This is a genomic window from Nocardia vaccinii NBRC 15922 (genome assembly GCF_001613305.1).
Lineage (GTDB): Bacteria > Actinomycetota > Actinomycetes > Mycobacteriales > Mycobacteriaceae > Nocardia > Nocardia vaccinii.
Genome location: NZ_BDCC01000020.1, coordinates 113900 through 130965 on the forward strand (window position 1 = coordinate 113900; position 17066 = coordinate 130965).

Annotated in this window: 16 protein-coding genes; 7 read left to right on the forward strand and 9 right to left on the reverse strand. The window is 70.1% G+C overall.

What is annotated here, in order from left to right; translation table 11 throughout:
• Nucleotides 1–124: 124 nt before the first annotated feature.
• The 4 genes from NV1_RS16575 to NV1_RS16590 form a co-directional block, all read right to left on the reverse strand.
• Nucleotides 125–1069, reverse strand: a complete 945-nt coding sequence (locus tag NV1_RS16575; RefSeq protein ID WP_067892159.1) for a phytoene/squalene synthase family protein — start codon at nt 1067–1069, stop codon at nt 125–127.
• Entirely contained in the window at nt 1066–2727 is a 1662-nt protein-coding gene (locus tag NV1_RS16580) for an alpha-(1->6)-mannopyranosyltransferase A (protein WP_084525444.1), read from the reverse strand. Before NV1_RS16580 ends, NV1_RS16575 begins: the two co-directional genes overlap by 4 nt.
• Before the next feature lie 130 nt (nt 2728–2857).
• Nucleotides 2858–4450: a phytoene desaturase family protein gene (gene crtI / locus NV1_RS16585; RefSeq protein ID WP_067892256.1), complete on the reverse strand. Its 1593-nt coding sequence runs from the start codon at nt 4448–4450 to the stop codon at nt 2858–2860.
• A complete protein-coding gene (locus NV1_RS16590) occupies nt 4447–5610 on the reverse strand; it encodes a polyprenyl synthetase family protein (protein WP_084525445.1) in 1164 nt (387 codons plus the stop codon). The genes crtI and NV1_RS16590 overlap by 4 nt, the downstream gene beginning before the upstream one ends.
• 110 nt (nt 5611–5720) lie before the next feature.
• Between NV1_RS16590 and NV1_RS16595 the strand changes: the two genes are divergently transcribed.
• The gene (locus tag NV1_RS16595) at nt 5721–6716 is read left to right on the forward strand and encodes a methylenetetrahydrofolate reductase (protein WP_067892161.1); all 996 of its coding nucleotides are present in this window, start codon (nt 5721–5723) and stop codon (nt 6714–6716) included.
• Nucleotides 6717–6818: 102 nt separating this feature from the next.
• On the forward strand, nt 6819–7541 hold the full coding sequence (locus tag NV1_RS16600) for a hypothetical protein (protein WP_084525446.1): 723 nt from the start codon (nt 6819–6821) through the stop codon (nt 7539–7541).
• 292 nt (nt 7542–7833) lie between these two features.
• Here the strand turns inward: NV1_RS16600 and NV1_RS16605 are convergent, their stop codons facing one another.
• The 5 genes from NV1_RS16605 to NV1_RS16625 form a co-directional block, all read right to left on the reverse strand.
• Nucleotides 7834–9015, reverse strand: coding sequence for a glycosyltransferase family 2 protein (locus tag NV1_RS16605; RefSeq protein ID WP_067892162.1), 1182 nt, complete (start codon nt 9013–9015; stop codon nt 7834–7836).
• Nucleotides 9016–9114: 99 nt separating this feature from the next.
• The gene (locus tag NV1_RS16610) at nt 9115–9852 is read right to left on the reverse strand and encodes an LppM family (lipo)protein (protein WP_067892164.1); all 738 of its coding nucleotides are present in this window, start codon (nt 9850–9852) and stop codon (nt 9115–9117) included.
• 27 nt (nt 9853–9879) lie between these two features.
• A complete protein-coding gene (locus NV1_RS16615) occupies nt 9880–10698 on the reverse strand; it encodes a carotenoid biosynthesis protein (protein WP_067892260.1) in 819 nt (272 codons plus the stop codon).
• The gene (locus NV1_RS16620; protein WP_067892166.1) at nt 10695–12257 is read right to left on the reverse strand and encodes a phytoene desaturase family protein; all 1563 of its coding nucleotides are present in this window, start codon (nt 12255–12257) and stop codon (nt 10695–10697) included. The genes NV1_RS16615 and NV1_RS16620 overlap by 4 nt, the downstream gene beginning before the upstream one ends.
• Nucleotides 12254–12910, reverse strand: a complete 657-nt coding sequence (locus tag NV1_RS16625; protein WP_067892169.1) for a GNAT family N-acetyltransferase — start codon at nt 12908–12910, stop codon at nt 12254–12256. The genes NV1_RS16620 and NV1_RS16625 overlap by 4 nt, the downstream gene beginning before the upstream one ends.
• 247 nt (nt 12911–13157) lie before the next feature.
• Here NV1_RS16625 and NV1_RS16630 point away from each other — a divergent pair, with 247 nt between their 5' ends.
• The 5 genes from NV1_RS16630 (at nt 13158) to ftsL (ending at nt 17065) form a co-directional block, all read left to right on the forward strand.
• Nucleotides 13158–13589, forward strand: coding sequence for an SAV_6107 family HEPN domain-containing protein (locus NV1_RS16630; RefSeq protein WP_067892171.1), 432 nt, complete (start codon nt 13158–13160; stop codon nt 13587–13589).
• 123 nt (nt 13590–13712) lie between these two features.
• Nucleotides 13713–14135: an SCO2097 family morphological protein gene (locus NV1_RS16635; protein WP_067892263.1), complete on the forward strand. Its 423-nt coding sequence runs from the start codon at nt 13713–13715 to the stop codon at nt 14133–14135.
• A gap of 442 nt (nt 14136–14577) precedes the next feature.
• Nucleotides 14578–15009 carry a division/cell wall cluster transcriptional repressor MraZ gene (gene mraZ / locus NV1_RS16640; RefSeq protein ID WP_067892173.1) on the forward strand — a complete coding sequence of 144 codons (432 nt, stop codon included), beginning with the start codon at nt 14578–14580 and terminating at the stop codon, nt 15007–15009.
• Between the two features lie 162 nt (nt 15010–15171).
• Nucleotides 15172–16155 (forward strand): 16S rRNA (cytosine(1402)-N(4))-methyltransferase RsmH, encoded by a 984-nt coding sequence (rsmH, locus tag NV1_RS16645; protein ID WP_067892265.1) that lies wholly within the window; start codon nt 15172–15174, stop codon nt 16153–16155.
• A gap of 37 nt (nt 16156–16192) precedes the next feature.
• A complete protein-coding gene (gene ftsL / locus NV1_RS16650) occupies nt 16193–17065 on the forward strand; it encodes a cell division protein FtsL (RefSeq protein ID WP_067892175.1) in 873 nt (290 codons plus the stop codon).
• Nucleotide 17066 lies beyond the last annotated feature (1 nt).

Consider the following 17066-nt stretch of genomic DNA (forward strand, 5'->3'; position numbering starts at 1 on the left):
TCACCGTTCGGCCCGGTGTCGAGTACTCGTTCCTCGCATCCGCCAAGCTTGCGAGCGGCGAGACAGGCCCGCGAACGGTGTTGGTGTTGCTCGGGTTGGCAGAGCCGGGTGATGGTCGCGGGCTTCAGCGGCTGGTAAGTGTGGCGGGGAGGTGCCTTGCCGCGACGCGAAGACGGTGCGGGCCGGGGACGGTCGCGCGGCCGGCGAAGACTTCGTGGTCGGCCTGCTCGATCTCGTCGAGGATGGCCGCGTAGAGCAGTGCGGCGGTGCGGATGGCCGGGCGGACTCGGGGGTGCAGCAGAGCGATGCCCGGGGCGGCGGTGCGGTAGAGGGCTCGGTTGGTGGCGATGAGGTGGGTCAGGGCGCGGCGTAGGCGCCGGTCGGTGCGGCCGGTGCGGCGGCAGTGTCGCAGGAGATCCTCGTCGACGCCGAAGGCCGCCAGTTCGGTGGACGGCAGGTACACCCGGTCGCGGTCGAGATCCTCACCGACGTCGCGCAGGAAATTGGTCAGCTGGAACGCCTCGCCGAGTGCGGCCGCGGCCGGTTCGGCCTCGGCCACCGGCACGACCGTGCCCAGGACCGGCAACAGTTGCAGGCCGATGGCGGCCGCGGAACCTCGCATGTAGTCGCGCAATTCGGTCATCGTGCGGTACCTGTTCCGGAATCGCGCGCTGCCGGGCACGTCCATCCGCATGGCCTCGAGGAACACCCAGAAGTGCTGCGGCGCAATCCGATAACGGGCGATGGTGTCGGCGACGGCCGCGAGCACCGGATCCGGATCGGCCGGCCCGCGGCGGTCGAGGCGGGCGCGCAGTTGCTGCTCGATCCGGTCCAGCCGGTCCACCGCAGCGGCGGAATCGGTTGTGCCCGGAGCGATCTCGTGGTCGACGATATCGTCCACCGTCCGCGCGAACGCGTACAGCGCGTGTACGGCCGGACGTCTCTCGGCGGACAACAACCGCGTCGCCAGGAAATAGGTGCGGCCGTGCGCGGCCGCGATGTCCCGGCAGTGCCGGTAGGCGTGGGACAGTTCCCCGCTCCAGGCCGCCGCGGCGGCGACCGTCGTCATCGCGGCGGTCGGATGCTGCCGCTGGGTCTACCGGAGCCCGCGCGCAATCGCAGCGGGTCGACATTGCGCAGCGACAACGCCGCCACCACCGCGGCGAACGTGGCCGCCGCGACGTACCAGAAGTTGTACAGCCCGATGGCCCCACCGGGTTCGAACACCAGCATCAACCACGTGCACAGCCCGACCAGCACCATGAGCGTCGTCGTGGACATCGCGAAGCCTGCGGCCAGCGCCAGCGGCCACGAGTAGTACCAGGGCAGCGCGGCCGGGGACAGGACGACGATCGCCACGAAGGCGATCAGAATGCCGAGCACGGCTTCGCGCTCGGTCAGCTTGAATCGCCACCAGGTCCAGATCAAGGCCACCACCAGTGCGACGGCGCACAGGGAGCGGGTCCAGAACAGCACCGGTTCGAGCGTCCAGGGCGTGAACCAGGTGACGATGTGCGCCATGATCGTCGGCAGCGAGAGCCAGTTGATGATCTTCTTCGATCCCGACAGCGCGGTCAGCCAGCCGATGCCCACCCCGGCCGCGGCCGAGGCGGCGGCGAACACCACCGCGAACACCGAAATACCCAGCCCGCCGATCTTGGCGAACGTCCAGATCGGATGCGGGAGCGGGCCCTCGTTCTTGGCGGCCCGCCGCTCACGCTCGTGGATCATCCAGATCCACACCAGGAACGGCAATGCCACACCCGCGGTCGCCTTGATGGCCACGCCGATCGCGACCACCACGATGCCCGCGACGTGATGACGTTCGAGCACCAGCGCGATACCGGCGGCCATCAGGCCGACCATCAGCATCTCGTTGTGCACGCCGCCGATCAGGTGGATCAACACCAGCGGATTGAGCACCGCCAGCCACAACGCGACCGTCGGCTTACCGCCGAGGTGTTTGGTCAGATGCGGGACCGCCCACATCATCAGGGCCAGACCGGGCAGCATCACCAGCCGCATGGCCCAGGTCCCGGCCACGACGTTGTCGCCGGTGACCGTGGTGATCCACTTTCCCAGCAGCAGGAAGATCGGTCCGTAGGGTGCGGTGGTGGTGGTCCACACCGGGCTCACGTTGTCCAGCAGCACGCCCGGATTGGCCACCGGACCCACCTTGTACGGATCGAATCCGTCCCGCAGCAGCGCGCCCTGGGCCAGGTAGGAGTACACGTCCTGGCTGAACATCGGCACCGCGAACAGCAGCGGGAAGATCCAGATGCCCACGATCGCGCGCAGTTCGTTGAGTGTCACCGGACTGTCCGGGTCGGCGCCGTTGCGCAGACCGGAGATCAGGCGAACGCCGCCGCCGAGGCCGATCGTGATGCGGCCCAGCCGGACCCAGGCCACGATCATCGACAGCACGCCCAGCCAGACCACGATCGTCGCCAGCGTGTACCCGTGACCGAATCGCAACCAGGACAGATGCGCGGATTCCAGGAGCGGGTCGTTGCGGCGCACCGCACCCGCGCCGAGGCCGCCCAGGGTGATCATGAGCGAACCCCAGAAACCCAGGAACGCGGCATGCCCCTCGGGGCTGCGCAGGAATTCACCGGCGAAACGCAGCCACCAGCGCAGGGTGTGCGTCCTCACCGTGGCCTCCGGCTGCGGGGCCGCGGTGGTGGCGATGGGTTCCGCGGTGGCGGTTGACGGTTCGGGGGTCGGCATAGGTCGTCGTTCCCCCCGGGAATCACGTGCGGTCGGAACCGCGGTCAGTAGGTCGCGGGCCAGTTTAATAGTCCTGTCGGGAACACTATCGCGCCGGTCGGCACGCATTGTATGTCGGCATGCCGGTAATTCACCCGGCGACGCCCGTCGCCGAGTTCGCCGATCCGGTCCGGCGGGTCCGCTCGGCCGGGAATCGGCTCGCATCGGGACCGGTGCCACCGGTGATCCGCTGTGCGGCCAGCTTTCCCGACAGCAGCGTGGTCGGCACTCCGACACCCGGCGTGGTTCCGCAACCGGCCAGCACGACGTTCTCGGCCGAACGGGGCAGATTGCGGGTGCGGAACGGGCCGGTCTGCCGGAACAGGTGGGCCGCGGAGAACGGGGTTCCGGCGATCATGCCCTGGTCGGCCCAGGTCCGCGGGGTGTCCAGATGGTCGACGGTGAAATGTTCGGCGATGCCGTGATAGCCGCGACCTTCCAGCACGGCCAGCAGCTCACGCAGGTAGGCCGGCCCGAGTCGAGGCCAATCCAGCGGCGCGGCAACAAGATTCGGGCAGGGAGCCAGAAGGGAGAAGGGTTCGTGGCGGGCGTCGCGCTCGATGAACAGTCCCGGATCGCTGAGTGCGGGCCGGGTCAGCAGCAGCGACGGATCGCTCATCGTCCGGCCCCGGCCGCGTCGCGCGGCGATCTCGGTGAACGTGCGGTCCCAGGCGCGGCCGAATTCGATGGTGTGATGGGCCTGTACCGGCCATCGCGCCGCGACCTCGGCCGGGATCGTGCCGTGCGCGACGACCGCGGAGGGTGCGGCGCGCAGCGGACGTCGACGGGTGATCCCGAACCGGGACAGTGCGCCCAGATCGGCGGTGAGTACCACCGCATCGCAGTCGTAGGTCCCCGCGTCGGTGCGCACCCGGTGTGCGCGGCCGTCGCGGTACTCGATCCCGGTCACCTCGACGCCCAAATCCAGCCGTCCGCCCGCATCGGTGAACGCACCGGCCAGGGCCGCGGTCACCGCGCGCATACCGCCCTCGGGGAAGTACACGCCCAGGGAGGTGTCCATATGCGGGATCGCCCCGTACACGCCGAGTGCCTGCCCGGGCGCCGTCCCGGCGTACAGGGCCTGGAAGGTGAACAACCGGGCCAGCCGCTCATCGCGCAGGATTCGCCCGACCCGCGGACCCAGCCGCCCGAACGCGCCCGCACGCACCAGTTCGCTCAGCGCCGCGCGCTTGCGGCCGACGGTGAGCATATCCAGCGGCGAATCGAAATTGGTGTCCATGAATTCGTCGTAGGCCGCCCCGTAGACCCGGGCCAGCCAGGCCCGCAGCCGCCGGTACCGGGCGACCTCGTCCGGCCCGCATGCGCGGGCCACCTCGGCGGCCATCTCCTCCGGATCGGAGAACACCGAGATGATCGACGCGTCGGCGAAACGCGCCCGATAGGCCGGGGCGAGCCGGTTGATGCGCAGGCCCCGCGCAGCACTGTCGGTCCCGACCGCGCCCAACGCCTCGTCGATCAGGCCGGGAACGGTGAGAACCGTTGCCCCGGAATCGATCTCGTAATCCGGCCCGCGATACACCCCGACCCGTCCGCCGGGATGATCCGCCCGCTCGAGTACGGTGACCGTGCGCCCGGCGCCGGTGAGGTGCAGGGCCGCGGACAACCCCGACAATCCCGCGCCGACCACGATCACGCGATCGGTGCGCCCGGTGACCGTTCTCATGCGACGCGCCGGGTGGCGGCCACGGCCATTGCCTCCAGCCGGCGCTTGGCCTCGGGCGTCGCCGAACATCCGGCCAGAGCCGCGAGGCCCCGCTCGGTGAGTTCGGTGATCCGGCGTTCCACGTCCTGGACCGCGCCCAGCCCGGTGATGATCTCGCGCAACCTGCTCACCTCGTCCGAGGTCAGATCCGTGCCCAAACGGTTGCGTAGCGTGGTGGCCGCGGCCGGGTCGGTGGCGTCGGCGCGGCGCAGCGCCTCGGCGATCAGCACGGTGCGCTTGCCCTCGCGCAGGTCGTCGCCGGATGGTTTACCGGTCACCGCCGGATCGCCGAACACTCCGAGCAGATCGTCCCGCAGCTGGAAGGCCAGGCCGATATCGGTGCCGAAGGTGCGATAGGCCGTGATCAGGGCCGGATCCGCGTCGGCCAGGGCCGCACCCAGATGCAGCGGCCGCTCGATCGTGTAGGAAGCGGTCTTGTACCGGTTGACCCGCATCGCCGACTCCACCGAATGGTCCTCGCCCGCCTCGCCGTGGATGTCCAGCAGCTGCCCGCCGAGCACCTCGGTGCGCATGGCCGCCCAGACCGGGGTGAACCGGGCGCGCGCGGCCGGATCGAGCCGGGCCCCGGCGACCATGTCGTCGGCCCACGCCAGGGCCAGATCGCCGATCAGAATGCCGACGCTGATACCGAAATGCCCTGCGTCACCGCCCCATTCGCGTGCGGTGTGGCGCCGCTCGAAATCCACGTGCACGGTCGGGAAGCCGCGCCGGGTGCGCGAGGAATCGATGATGTCGTCGTGGATCAGCGCGCACGCCTGCACCAGTTCCAGCGCCGCGCACGCGTGTAGCACCGCCGGGGCCTGCGGGCCGTCCGGATCGCCGCCCGCGCCCAGCCAGCCCGTCCAGGCGAACGCCGGACGGGTGCGTTTGCCGCCGCGCAGGACGAAGTCCTGCAGCGCCTCGCTCGCATCGATGAAGACCGGGCCCATCTGGGCGACGATCTCGCGGCGCGTGGCGAAGAACCGATTCAGCGCCTCGGCGACGGCGCCGACCAGCCCGGCCGAATCCGCTGCCGGACCCGGACGTGTCGAGGTATCGGCCGACAACGGAACCTCCCAGTTGACTTGCCGCGACAGCACCGAATGAAAACGCTGACGCATATGGTTCGGACGCACCGGCGTCCCTGGATGGGAACGATACTGCGTCGGCTTTCGTGCCGGTCGCGGCGGACGGTCCCGCCCGGCCAGGGGCGTCCCACTAGACTGGTCCGGTGAGTTTCGACAACGTACGGGGACGATCGACACCAGGCCGACCCCGCCCGCCGCAGGTTTCCGGAACTCCCTCCGTCGTGGAACGTCTCGGGCCGCGCCCGGACGGGAGCATTCCGTTCTCGGTGGAATTCAATCCGCCGCGCGATTCGGCGGCCGAGGCCCGACTGTGGCGCGCGGCGCGTGAGTTCGAGCGCATGCATCCGGCCTTCGTCTCGATGACGTACGGCGCGGGCGGCTCCACCCGCGACCGCACCGCGCGGGTCACCGGGGAGCTGGCGCAGGAGACGACGCTGCTCACGGTCGCACACCTGACCGCCGTCGCGCACAGCGTCGCCGAATTGCGCTCGATCGTGGGCGTCTACGCAGACGCCGGGATCCGCAATCTGCTGGTGCTGCGCGGCGACCCGCCCGGCGATCCGCTGGGGGAGTGGCAGCGGCATCCCGAGGGTGTCGAATACGCCGAGGAACTCGTCCGCATGGTGCGAGAGCTGGGCGATTTCCACGTCGGGGTGGCCTCCTTCCCGCAGGGCCATCACCGATCGCCGGACCTGGACCACGACACCCGCTTCCTGTGCGCGAAACTGCGTGCGGGCGCGGAGTATTCGATCACGCAGATGTTCTTCGACGTCGATCACTACCTGCGCCTGCGCGATCGGGTGAGCGCGTGTGATCCGGTGCAGGGTGACAAGCCGATCATCCCGGAGCTGATGCCGATCACCTCGTTGCGGACCGTGCAGCGCGCCGAGGAACTGTCCGGCCGGCCGTTGCCTGCCGCGCTGATGGCCCGGTTGGGGCGGGCCGCGGGCAACGATCCCGAGGCGAACCGCGACGCGGTGCGCGAGGTCGGCATCGAGATCGCCACCGAGATCGGTCAGCGGCTGATTGCCGAAGGTGCGCCGTGCCTGCATTTCATCACGCTGAACTTCGCCAAGGCCACCACCGAGGTGCTCACCAATCTCGGATACACCGTGGCACCGACGCCGGTCGAGGCTTGATCGGCGTTTCGCGGCCGGATTAGCGGTCGATGCGCTGATACGGCGCGTACGATCACGCGCACCCGTGAGGACCCGGGACCCGTGATGACTAGGAGAGTGCCGATGGCCGTGTTGCGCAATCTCGTCCGTGTCGCCGGTGCGGTGGGTGTATCCGCCGCGCTGGCCTGCACCGGTTTCACCACTGCGTCGGCGGCGCCGCCGGGCCCGTCCGCGGCCGGCGCCGCCTCGGCGGTGACCACTGCCTGGCGCGGCGCCATCGCGCAGACCGATGCGCTGACCGCCTATCAGCAGGCGATCGAGGGGCTACGGCAGTTCGGGATGGATCCGTTCCTGTATCCCTCGGCCTCGGCGTTCTGCGGGGACGGCAGCACCCTGGGCCTGGTACCCGCCATCGCGGGCGCGATGCCCGGCCCGTGGCCGAAGACCACGGTGAGGGTGCCGGGAGTGGATCTGTCCGCGGTCAAGGCCGGGCATACGATGTTCGCCTTCGTGCCCTACGGCCTGGGCCCCGACAGCCGGGACACCTCCGGGATGCAGGTGGCCTGGTTCAACGCCAGCACCGGACGCAGCGGCGTGAGCCCGATGGGATCGGTGGCCGATGTGGCCAAGTCGATGGTTCCGCCGCAGGTCGCCCCGGCGATGCGCCCGCTCGCCCAGCAGGCCATCGAGAAGTTCCTCGGCACGGCACTGCCGCTGGGCGGGGTTCGCGCGGTACCGGTCGACACCGGCTCGGGGACCGTCCTGTCCGCGGTTTTCGGTTCCGTGCGGAACGGCAACCGGACCTGTCTGTTCCTGCCGACCGTAGGTGTCACCCGAGTCGCCTGAGTGATCCGCCGAGCCCGCCCGGGCACTGACGAATCCGGGCGGGCAATCGGATCCGAGCGGCAGCGGGGTCTCGCGTGCCGACCGCACGGCTGCGCCGATCGGCGCCCGACAGTTCGTGCTTGCGGGCGGGCCGTGTCCGCTCGGAGGCCGGAACGGTCCGTCGGACAACCGGATTCACGCCCCGAGCCGACCGTTCATCGAGCGGCGGTCCCGCCGAGCGAGGTCGGCAGCGGGCTCCATCGTCCGGAATCCGATGTCGAAACGACAGGGCAGGGAATCGGATTCGCCTGGTTCAGCCGACGCGTTCGGCGACCGCGCGGCCCTTCCAGGTGAGGGCTCCCGATCGGTGCAGACGATGTGAGCGGATGGACAGGTGCAGGTACGCGGCGACCGAGAGCGGATGGGCCAGTGCCGCGGGGATATCCGAGGGGGTCAGTGTGCCACCGGATTCCAGGGAGCGGGCGGCAAGGCGGCTCGCGACGGCACAGGCGTAGCCGAGCAGCCCGACGCGGCGAGTGACGCCCCGGCCGAACAAGGCCGCGAGGGGCGGGGCCCAGAAGGCCAGCGCGGCCGTCGCGCCGACGGCGGCACTGCCCGCCGCGGACCCGTAGGCCGACCACAGCCATCGGGTGTACCCGGTGTCGAGTTCGGTTGCACCCCGGTACATCCGGGTGTTCGCGATGCGGCCCGCGGAGACCAGGACGGTGCGTCGCCCGGTCCGCCTGACGGCTCGCGCGAGCGCGAGATCCTCGGTGACGTGCGTGGCCACCGCGGCATGGCCGCCCGCCGCGCGGTAGGCGGCCGCGTCGAAGGCCAGGAACTGCCCGCAGGACACCGCGGTGGCCGGGCGCAGACTCCGTCCGGCCAGGCGCACCGGCAGCGTCGCGGCCCACGACCAGCACAGCAGCGGCTGGACCAGTGCCTCGGCGAACGATCCGGCCAGCTGACGCGGCCACGGTGACACCAATCCCGCACCGGTACGGCGCAATTCACCGACGGCGGCCGCGATCGCGCCCGCCCCGATCCGGACGTCGGCGTCCAGGAAGATCAGCGCCCCCGTGGGCGGCTCGTCGGAATCCGCGCTTGCCCAGGCGATCTCGGCCAGACGAACGCAGGCGGCGGATTTCCCGGTCCAGCCGGGCCGCGGATCGCTCTGCGCGGTGATGATGGTGAAGCGCTCGTCGTCCCCGACCGCCTCGACCGCCGCGGGGTAGGTGTCGTCCCCCGATCCGTCGTCCAGGATCAGCACCCGCATCCGCGAAACCCCGTGCTGCCCGCGCAGATCCGCGATCAGTCCCGGCAGCCGCGTCGCTTCGTCCCGTGCCGGGACACAGACGGTCACCGGTTCGATCACCGGCGGACCCACCACTCCGAGCCGTCGCACGGTGAGCCGGTTCAGCACCGTCAGTGCACAGCCCGCCGCCGAGACCGCTGTGCCGGCGACCACCGCTCGTCTCACCAGAGTGCTTCTCATACGCTTCCGTTCTCGCGGGTATCCGCGCTCGTTTCGCCCGGATGCCACGTACATACCCGCGAGACGCCGTGATGTGACATCCACTGCGCCCCCGGTGGGTCAGACCTTCTCGCGCGTGCGGGGCTCGCGCAGCCGGGTGATGTAGTTCGGGATCGGATTGCGGCTCAGGTACGCGATGACCGCGACCAGCGCTGCGACCGCGAGGGTGATGCCGCCGACGATCCCGGCCCACCCGGCGAACGAGCGGGTGTTCGGGTCGGCGTAGGTGGCCTCGGCGCGCACCGTGCTCACATCCCCGGCAGGCAGTTTCCAGGACACCACCGAATCGCCGTCGCGGGTGCCGTTGGTGGTGGCCACCCGGGCCGGGAACGCGACGGTGAACTGGATGTCCGAGCCCTGCGGCGGCACCGATTTCAGGTCCGCTCGGCCGGTCAGTGTGACCAGATCGCCGGTCCGGACGAACTGCAGGTTGAACATGCCCTGCGTCTGATCGGACAGACCGCCGAGCTGGCCGACCTCACCGAAGGTCAGATCGTCGAAATAGACCTGACTGCCCACGTAACCGTCCTGGCTGTACGACTCGACGCGGACCTTGGCGGCCAGTGCGCCGGGCGCCTTCAGCTGCGGCCCCTTGTCCTTGTCGTTGGCGGGCACGACCGCGACGACGATATGGCCCGACACCCGGTCGTTCGAGGACACGCCCATCGAGACCTGGACCCGCAGGCAGCCTGCCAGCAACGGCAGCGATACGGCCAGCAGTAATACCGCCGACCAGGCACGACGGCGGGTCGGGTTCTTGGTGCCGCGGCGTGGGGGTGCGCTCGCGGCGTCGGGCATCGGTGGTGTCGGACTCGGCTGCACGGGTCACATCGTGCCATGGCCCGCCGAGCGGACCGGCATGCGACGGGCCGAGGTGTACAGCAGCGGAACGCCCAGCAGGCCGAGTCCGAGGAATCCGTACCCCGCCGAGGCGGGCAGGCCGAGGAAGACCGCGTGGGCGAGGGTGGACCCCAGCCACGTCCACAGGAACACCGCCACCGGGACAGCGGTCCCTCTGTCCGCGGGAGCCTCGCCGCGGTCCGACAGCTCCAGCAGGGCCGCCATCAGCAGTGCGACGGCGAACCAGCCCAGATAGTTCGTCCACGGGATGTGCGGTGTACCCGGCAGTCCGGGCAGCGGTGAGCACCAGGACCACCGTCCGGCGGACACCATCTGCGAGTCCAGGAACAGATCCCAGCCGACCGCGCCCACCGCGGTCAGCGGGATACGTGTCCGGGCCCTGGACGGTCCCGGCGGACTCAGCAGTCCGGCCACGATCCAGACCGGATACAGTCCGCCCGTCCAGGCCAGCGGCACGAGCAGCGGCACGCCGGCCAGTTCGGGACCGAGTCCGTGGTGTGTGTAGGCATAGCAGCCGAATGGGAATCCCGTTGCCACGCCCACGATCTCGGCGACAAGTCCGAGTCCGGACACGATCAGCAGCAGTCCGGCGGCCCAGCGTGGACCGCGGGTGACCCAGGCATGGCCGAGTGCGGTCAGCGCGGACAGCAGCACCACCGCCGCGGTCACTGCGTCCCGCGCGGAGCCCGCGGTCAGGGGATAGGTGATCTGGGCGAGGATCAGCAGCACCGCCGAGATCGCGGGCACCCGGCGAGCGGCCCGGCGGACCGGCCGTGCGGTCACGACCGGCGCCACCGCGGACGACGCAGATCCCGCAGCGCCAGGCGGGCGGCGCTACGCCCGCCGGCCCCCGAGACGCCGCCGCCGGGATGCGTCGATGCCCCGGTCAGGTAGACCCCGGGCGCACCCGGCACGCGTTGTCCGGACAGTTCCGGCAGCGGCCGCCAGAAGAACATCTGATCCAGCGACATCTCCACATGCATGACATTGCCGCCGATCAGGCCGAGCTCGCACTCCAGATCGGCCGGGGTCTGCACGAACCGGTCCAGTACGGTGTCGGCGAAACCCGGTGCGGCCGCGTCGAGTTCGGCGATGATGCGGTCGCCCTCGCGGTCGGCGAGCGCGCTCCAGTCGCTCCCGTCGGCCGGCTGCCGCGGATGCCACTGCGCCCACAGCGAGAGCTGGTGCTGTCCGGCCGGGGCGATACTCGGATCGAGGGCACTGAAGCTCATCGCCAGCACCACCGGCCGCGGCGGCAGTTCCCCGGCCAGCGCCGCGCCGTGCGCCAGGCGCAGCTGTCGCCGATCGGTGGCGAGCAGTTGCAGTCCGCGGGCCGATTCGTCGGCCGTCGCACCCGGATAGCGGGGGAGTGCGTTCGTGGCGACCCGCACCACCATGCCGATACCCGGCCCGACCCGGATGCGCCGCCCCCAGTCGTCGAGTACCCCGGCGTCGAATCCGCCGCGTCGCAGCAGATCGAGGGTGGTGAGGATGTGCGTGCCCGCGATCACGGTGTCCGCGAACAGGTCTCGGCCCGAGGCCGTGCGCACCCGCCAGCCCGGGTCGTCGCGGCGCAGTTCGGTGACCGCGTCACCGCAGGACAGCACACCGCCGTCCGAGCGCAGTCGCGCGGCCAGAGCCGTTGTCAGAGCGCCGCTCCCGCCGACCGCGCGCCCCGGCGGGAGGGTGTGCATGAGCGCGGCGAATCCGACCATGGGCGCGGTGCCCGGCTCGGACATCGGCGGTCCGGACTGCGCGCCGAACCAGGCCAGCGCCGTCTTGAGCCGTTCATCGTCGAAGTGGCTGTCCAGCAGCGCATCTCCGGACTGCAGGAATTCCCGCGACAGCGCGCTGCCGCCGGCCCGCGCGTCCAGACCCCAGAACGACCGCAACAGTCGCCCGGGGCCGGGCGGCCCGGAGAACGCCCGCATCACCCGCTGTGCCCGGGGCCCCCACACCCGCACGAAGCGTCGGTACGCGTCCGCGTCGCGCGCGCCGCAGGCGGCCTCGATCGCGGCGCAGGTGCGGTCCAGGTCGCGGTGGAACACGATCGGCGCGAGATCGGTGCCGGGGGGCGCGGGCGCGAAACCCCAGGGATCGCAGTCGATATAGCGCAGTCCGAACCGATCGAGCCCGAGCTCCTCGATGATCCCGGTGTGCCGGATCATGATGTGCGCCGAGGATCCGCGATCGACCAGATGGCCCGGGAACCGCTCCACGGTCGAGACCGCGCCGCCGGGTATCTCATCGCGTTCGAGTACCTCGACCTGTTCGCCTGCCCGCGCCAGATAGCAGGCCGCGACCAGTGCGTTGTGGCCGGAACCGAGAACCAGGACCGTCACGGCCGGGGGCCCGGCGCGGGTGGTTCGGCGATCGGCGGGCTCTGCAACGGCAGCGGGCGGCCCAGTACCGCGAAGCGCCGGGTGTCGCCGGAGAAGACGAAATGCCGTACCACGTCGGTGAAGCCCTGTCGGCGGTACAGCCGCCAGGCACGGTTGGCCTCCTGGTCCACCTCGGGTGTGGACAGCAGCGTCGCGCGTTCGGGGCGATTGCGCAGTAGCCGGGTCAGCAGCGTCTCGCCCAGACCGTGACCCTGTGCGCTGGGATGTACGTGCAGTTCGGTCAGTTCGAAGTAGTCCGCGAGCAGATCGCGGGCGGCGTACTCGGCCCAGCCCGAGCGGCGCATTCCGTTGTGCACCTGCTGATGCCACCACTGGTGCGGCGCACCGTGATAGCCGTAGGCGATGCCCACGATCGGTGCGCTGCGCAGATCGAACCGGCCGGTGTCGTCGGGTACCACGGCGGCCACGGCCTGCCAGCCCGGCCGGGCGGTGTGCTCGGTCCACATCGGCGCGCGGTGATATTCGGTGCCGCGGGGATAATCCATCGCCGCGACGTAGACGGCCAGCGCGTCGGGCAATCGGGAGCGCAGGGCGGCGGCCGAGAGGTCGATGACGACGGGGGCGGGTGCGTGAGGAAGTCTGGCGGCTGTCATATCCGGTCGGCGCGGCTCTCGTTGGGCCCGGGCGCTCGCCGTGAGCACGAGCGCGAAAGTTTGTCGGTGGTCGTCTCTATATTCACACCCATTGAAACGTTCGAATATCTGTTCGGTTCGCGTGGTCGGCGATGTACCGCGTGAATCGGACCACGCCGAGCGGATAAATGAGCACAGCGCGTCTCGCGCACCGTGAGCCGAGCACCGAGCGAGGTGGCGCTGTGTGTGACGGTAGGGAGGTGCCGTGATGGCAGGTCGGAAGGAGCATCCGGGGCGAGCGGGCGGTCTGCTGGACCGGGCGGACGGGCTGCTGCTGCAGTCCGCTGGCGAGTCCGATCCGCGGGAGCGGTTCCGCACCGCATATCTGGCCGCCCTGCGCGGCGCCGGTGCGGTACTCGCGCTGACCGGCGCCGACCGCGCGCCGCGGGCCCGCTCGCGCAACGCGTGGGTGCTGATGCAGCAGGCCGCACCGGAATTCGTGATGTGGTCGGACTACTTCAGCTCCTACTCCGAGACCCGCGCGGCACTCGAGGCCGGACTGGAGCGTCCGGTCGACGCGCAGCTGGCCGACGAGTTCGCCTCGCGCGTAGGTGCGTTCCTGCACGACGTGGAGGATTCGATCAGTGCGGCGGCCCGGATGCGGCCGATCGCGGGGTGGCTGGCCGACGGCTCGGCGTGAACATCGGCGAGTAGGTGGTACCGCACAGATCGAACTCGTATCATGGTGACAGAGAGCCGCCAAGGTCGGCTGTCCGTCGCCTACCCGGAGGCGACCACCACACCTAGTGCCGGGGGAGGTACCGTGCCACTCTCCGAGCACGAGCAGCGCATGCTCGAACAAATCGAGAGCGCGCTCTATGCTGAGGATCCCAAGTTCGCCTCGACCGTCCGAGGCGGGCGTCTCCGCTCCGCTACGGGCAGACGCAGACTTCAATCGGCCGTACTCTTCGTCCTCGGCCTCTGCCTGTTGATCGCGGGTGTCGCTCTGCCTGTCAAACCCGGCGGGTTTCCCATCATCAGCCTCTTCGGCTTCATTCTGATGTTCGGCGCCGGAGTGCTGCTGCTCCTGGGTAGCTCGGGCGCGTCGAGCGCCGGTCGCCGTGGTGAGGACGCCGCACAGGGCGGCGGGCCCACGGCCGGCCGTGGCAAACAACGCAAGCAGGGTGGTGGTTTCTCCGCCCGTATGGAGGATCGGTTCAGGCGCCGGTTCGAACAAGACAACTGACAAGGCCCGGATCCGACTGACGGATCCGGGTTTTGCGCTGCGCCCCATCCGGCGCGGATAACGCGACACGCCGCACAATGTGCGGCGTGTCTCTTTCTTTTCCGGTCCGCGCGGTCCCGTTGCCGGATTCCCCACCTCCCCCCACCCGATTCCCCACCTCCCCCCACGGGGGCTCTTCCGGCCGCGTTTCGTGCAGTTATAGCCGATGTGATCCGTGAGTTTGCTGGCGGTTTTCGGGTCATGTGTCCGATCGTGCTCGCGTGTCGTGTATCTCGGAAAAATCTCCCCACCGCCCTGATAGCTGGTGTGACCAGGGGAATCTGGTACGCCGCGGCTGAGATCGCGACGGCTTTCGATTGAAAGTGGGGGAAAGTGGGGTAATGTGGAGCGCGCACAAGCGGAGACCAACCAGACGGGGTGATCACGCGGGAGGTGTCGAGACGTGTTTCTCGGGACCTACACGCCTCGGCTGGATGACAAAGGGCGACTCACGTTGCCCGCGAAGTTTCGGGACGAACTGGCGGGAGGGTTGATGGTCACGAAAGGGCAGGACCACAGCCTTGCCGTGTATCCGAAGGAGGAGTTCACCGCGCTCGCGCGGCGAGCCGCCTCGGCGTCCCGGAGCAATCCGCAGGCCCGGGCATTCGTCCGAGCCCTGGCGGCCTCCACGGATGAGCAGCGCCCCGACGCCCAGGGACGTATCACGTTGTCGGTCGAACACCGCCGCTACGCGAGCCTGACCAAGGATTGCGTGGTGATCGGCTCGGTCGACTTCCTCGAAATTTGGGATAAGCAGGCGTGGGAGTCCTACCTCGCCGAGAACGAGGAGGACTACTCGATGGCCAGAGACGAGTCGCTGGGCGGAATCTTCTAACCCCGAGCGAGGCGAGTGTCCTGCGGCCTCTGCCCGACGCGGACCCTGACGTACTTCCCCAACGCCAGGTGCCGTGCTTCGGTCAGAGACCCCGGGGCATTGGCCGTCCGACCTAGTGAGTTCGATGCGCACCAGCGACGCCGCGACAGGGGCGAGGAGGATCTGGAGGTCGAGGTGGATCTTGCCGATCACACACCCCGCCATGTTCCGGTCCTGCTCGGTCGAGCCGACGAAATTCTCGGTCCCGCACTGCGTTCCGGCGGTGTCATGGTCGACGCCACACTCGGTCTGGGCGGTCATGCGGAGCACTTCCTGCGCACCTATCCCTCGATCCGGCTCGTCGGATTGGACCGCGACACCGAGGCGCTGAAGCTCGCCGGGGAGCGGCTGACGCCGTTCGCGGATCGAATCACCCTGGTGCACACCACGTATGACGGCATCGCCATGGCACTGCGCGAGGCCGGCCTGGCCGAAACCGGTTCGGTGCGGGCGATTCTGATGGATCTGGGCGTGTCCTCGATGCAATTGGACGAGGCCGACCGAGGTTTCGCCTATTCGGTCGACGCGCCGCTGGATATGCGGATGGATCCGACCACCGGCCCGACCGCCGCGGACGTGCTCAACACCTACAGCCACGGCGAGCTGGCCCGAGTGCTGAAAACCTATGGGGAGGAACGTTTCGCGGGCCGCATCGCGAGCGAGATAGTCCGTCGGCGGGCGCAGCACCCCTTCACCACCAGCGCGGAGCTGGTGGAACTGCTCTACGCCGCCATTCCGGCCGCGACCCGGCGCACCGGCGGGCATCCCGCCAAGCGCACCTTCCAGGCGTTGCGGATCGAGGTCAACCGGGAGCTGGAATCGCTCGAGGCCGCTTTGCCCGCCGCCCTGGACGCGCTCGAGGTCGGCGGACGCATCGTGGTCATGTCCTATCAATCGCTGGAGGACAAAGTGGTCAAACATGTTCTCGCGGAGCGATCGACCTCGCGCACGCCGATGGACCTGCCGGTCGAACTGCCCGGTATGGGACCGGAATTCAGGGTGCTGACCCGTGGTGCGGAGAAGGCCACGGCTGCCGAGATCGAGGACAATCCGCGCGCGGCGCCGGTCCGGATGCGTGCGGCGGAACGAATTCAGGCGTCGCGATGAGTCCGGGCGACGTGCGAACGGTAGGGGAGGCGGGACTATGAGCGTGCGGACCCGGGTGGACGCACCACGTGGTGGCAGGACCGCGGAGCGGCGCGACGCGCCGCGCCGGGTGCACGATGCCGACCACGTGACATCGGGTGCGGCCAAGCGGGCGTACGCCCGGCGCCGCAACCGCGTCGGGGGCGGTCCGGTGCTGCCGCCGCTGCCGGGGCGCTCGGTGATGAGCGGCCGAATCCCGTTCGTGGTGGCCATTCTGGTGCTGCTGGGCTGCGGCCTGATGTGCACACTGCTGCTGACCACGCGCTCGGCCGAGGACAGCTATCAGCTCGGTGACGCGCGTCGGGTCAACCAGCAACTCTCCGACGAGCAGGCCGAACTGCAGCGTCAGGTGGCGGCGGCCGACGCCGCGCCGGAACTCGCCACCCGGGCGCGCGAGCTGGGCATGATCCCGGCCAAGGATCCCGCACGCCTGGTCGTCGCGCCGAACGGCGCGGTCACGGTGATCGGCAAGGAGACCGCGCAGCTCGGCGCGCCCGCCCCGCCGCTGAATACCACGCCCGCCGCACCGACACCGGCGAATCCGGCTCAGGCACAAGGGGAACGGATCGTTCCGGTGACGGCGCTGCCGAACCAGAATCCGGCCGACGACCCCGCGCACAAGGTGACGCAGCCGACCGCCGGACGGAACGCCGCGGCCCCGTCCGCGCCCGCTACGACCCAGGGGCCGTCCGCACCCGCGCAGGCTCCGGCCGCCGCGGCGCCGACGACACCGGCTGCTCCCGTACCCGCGACTCCGGCAGGGCCGACGCCGACCCAGCCTCCCGCGGCCCGTGTCGATCAGACCGTGCCGGTACCGCATCCGCCCGCGCCCGCCGCGTTGCCCGCTCCGGCGGCCGGGGCCACACAGTGAG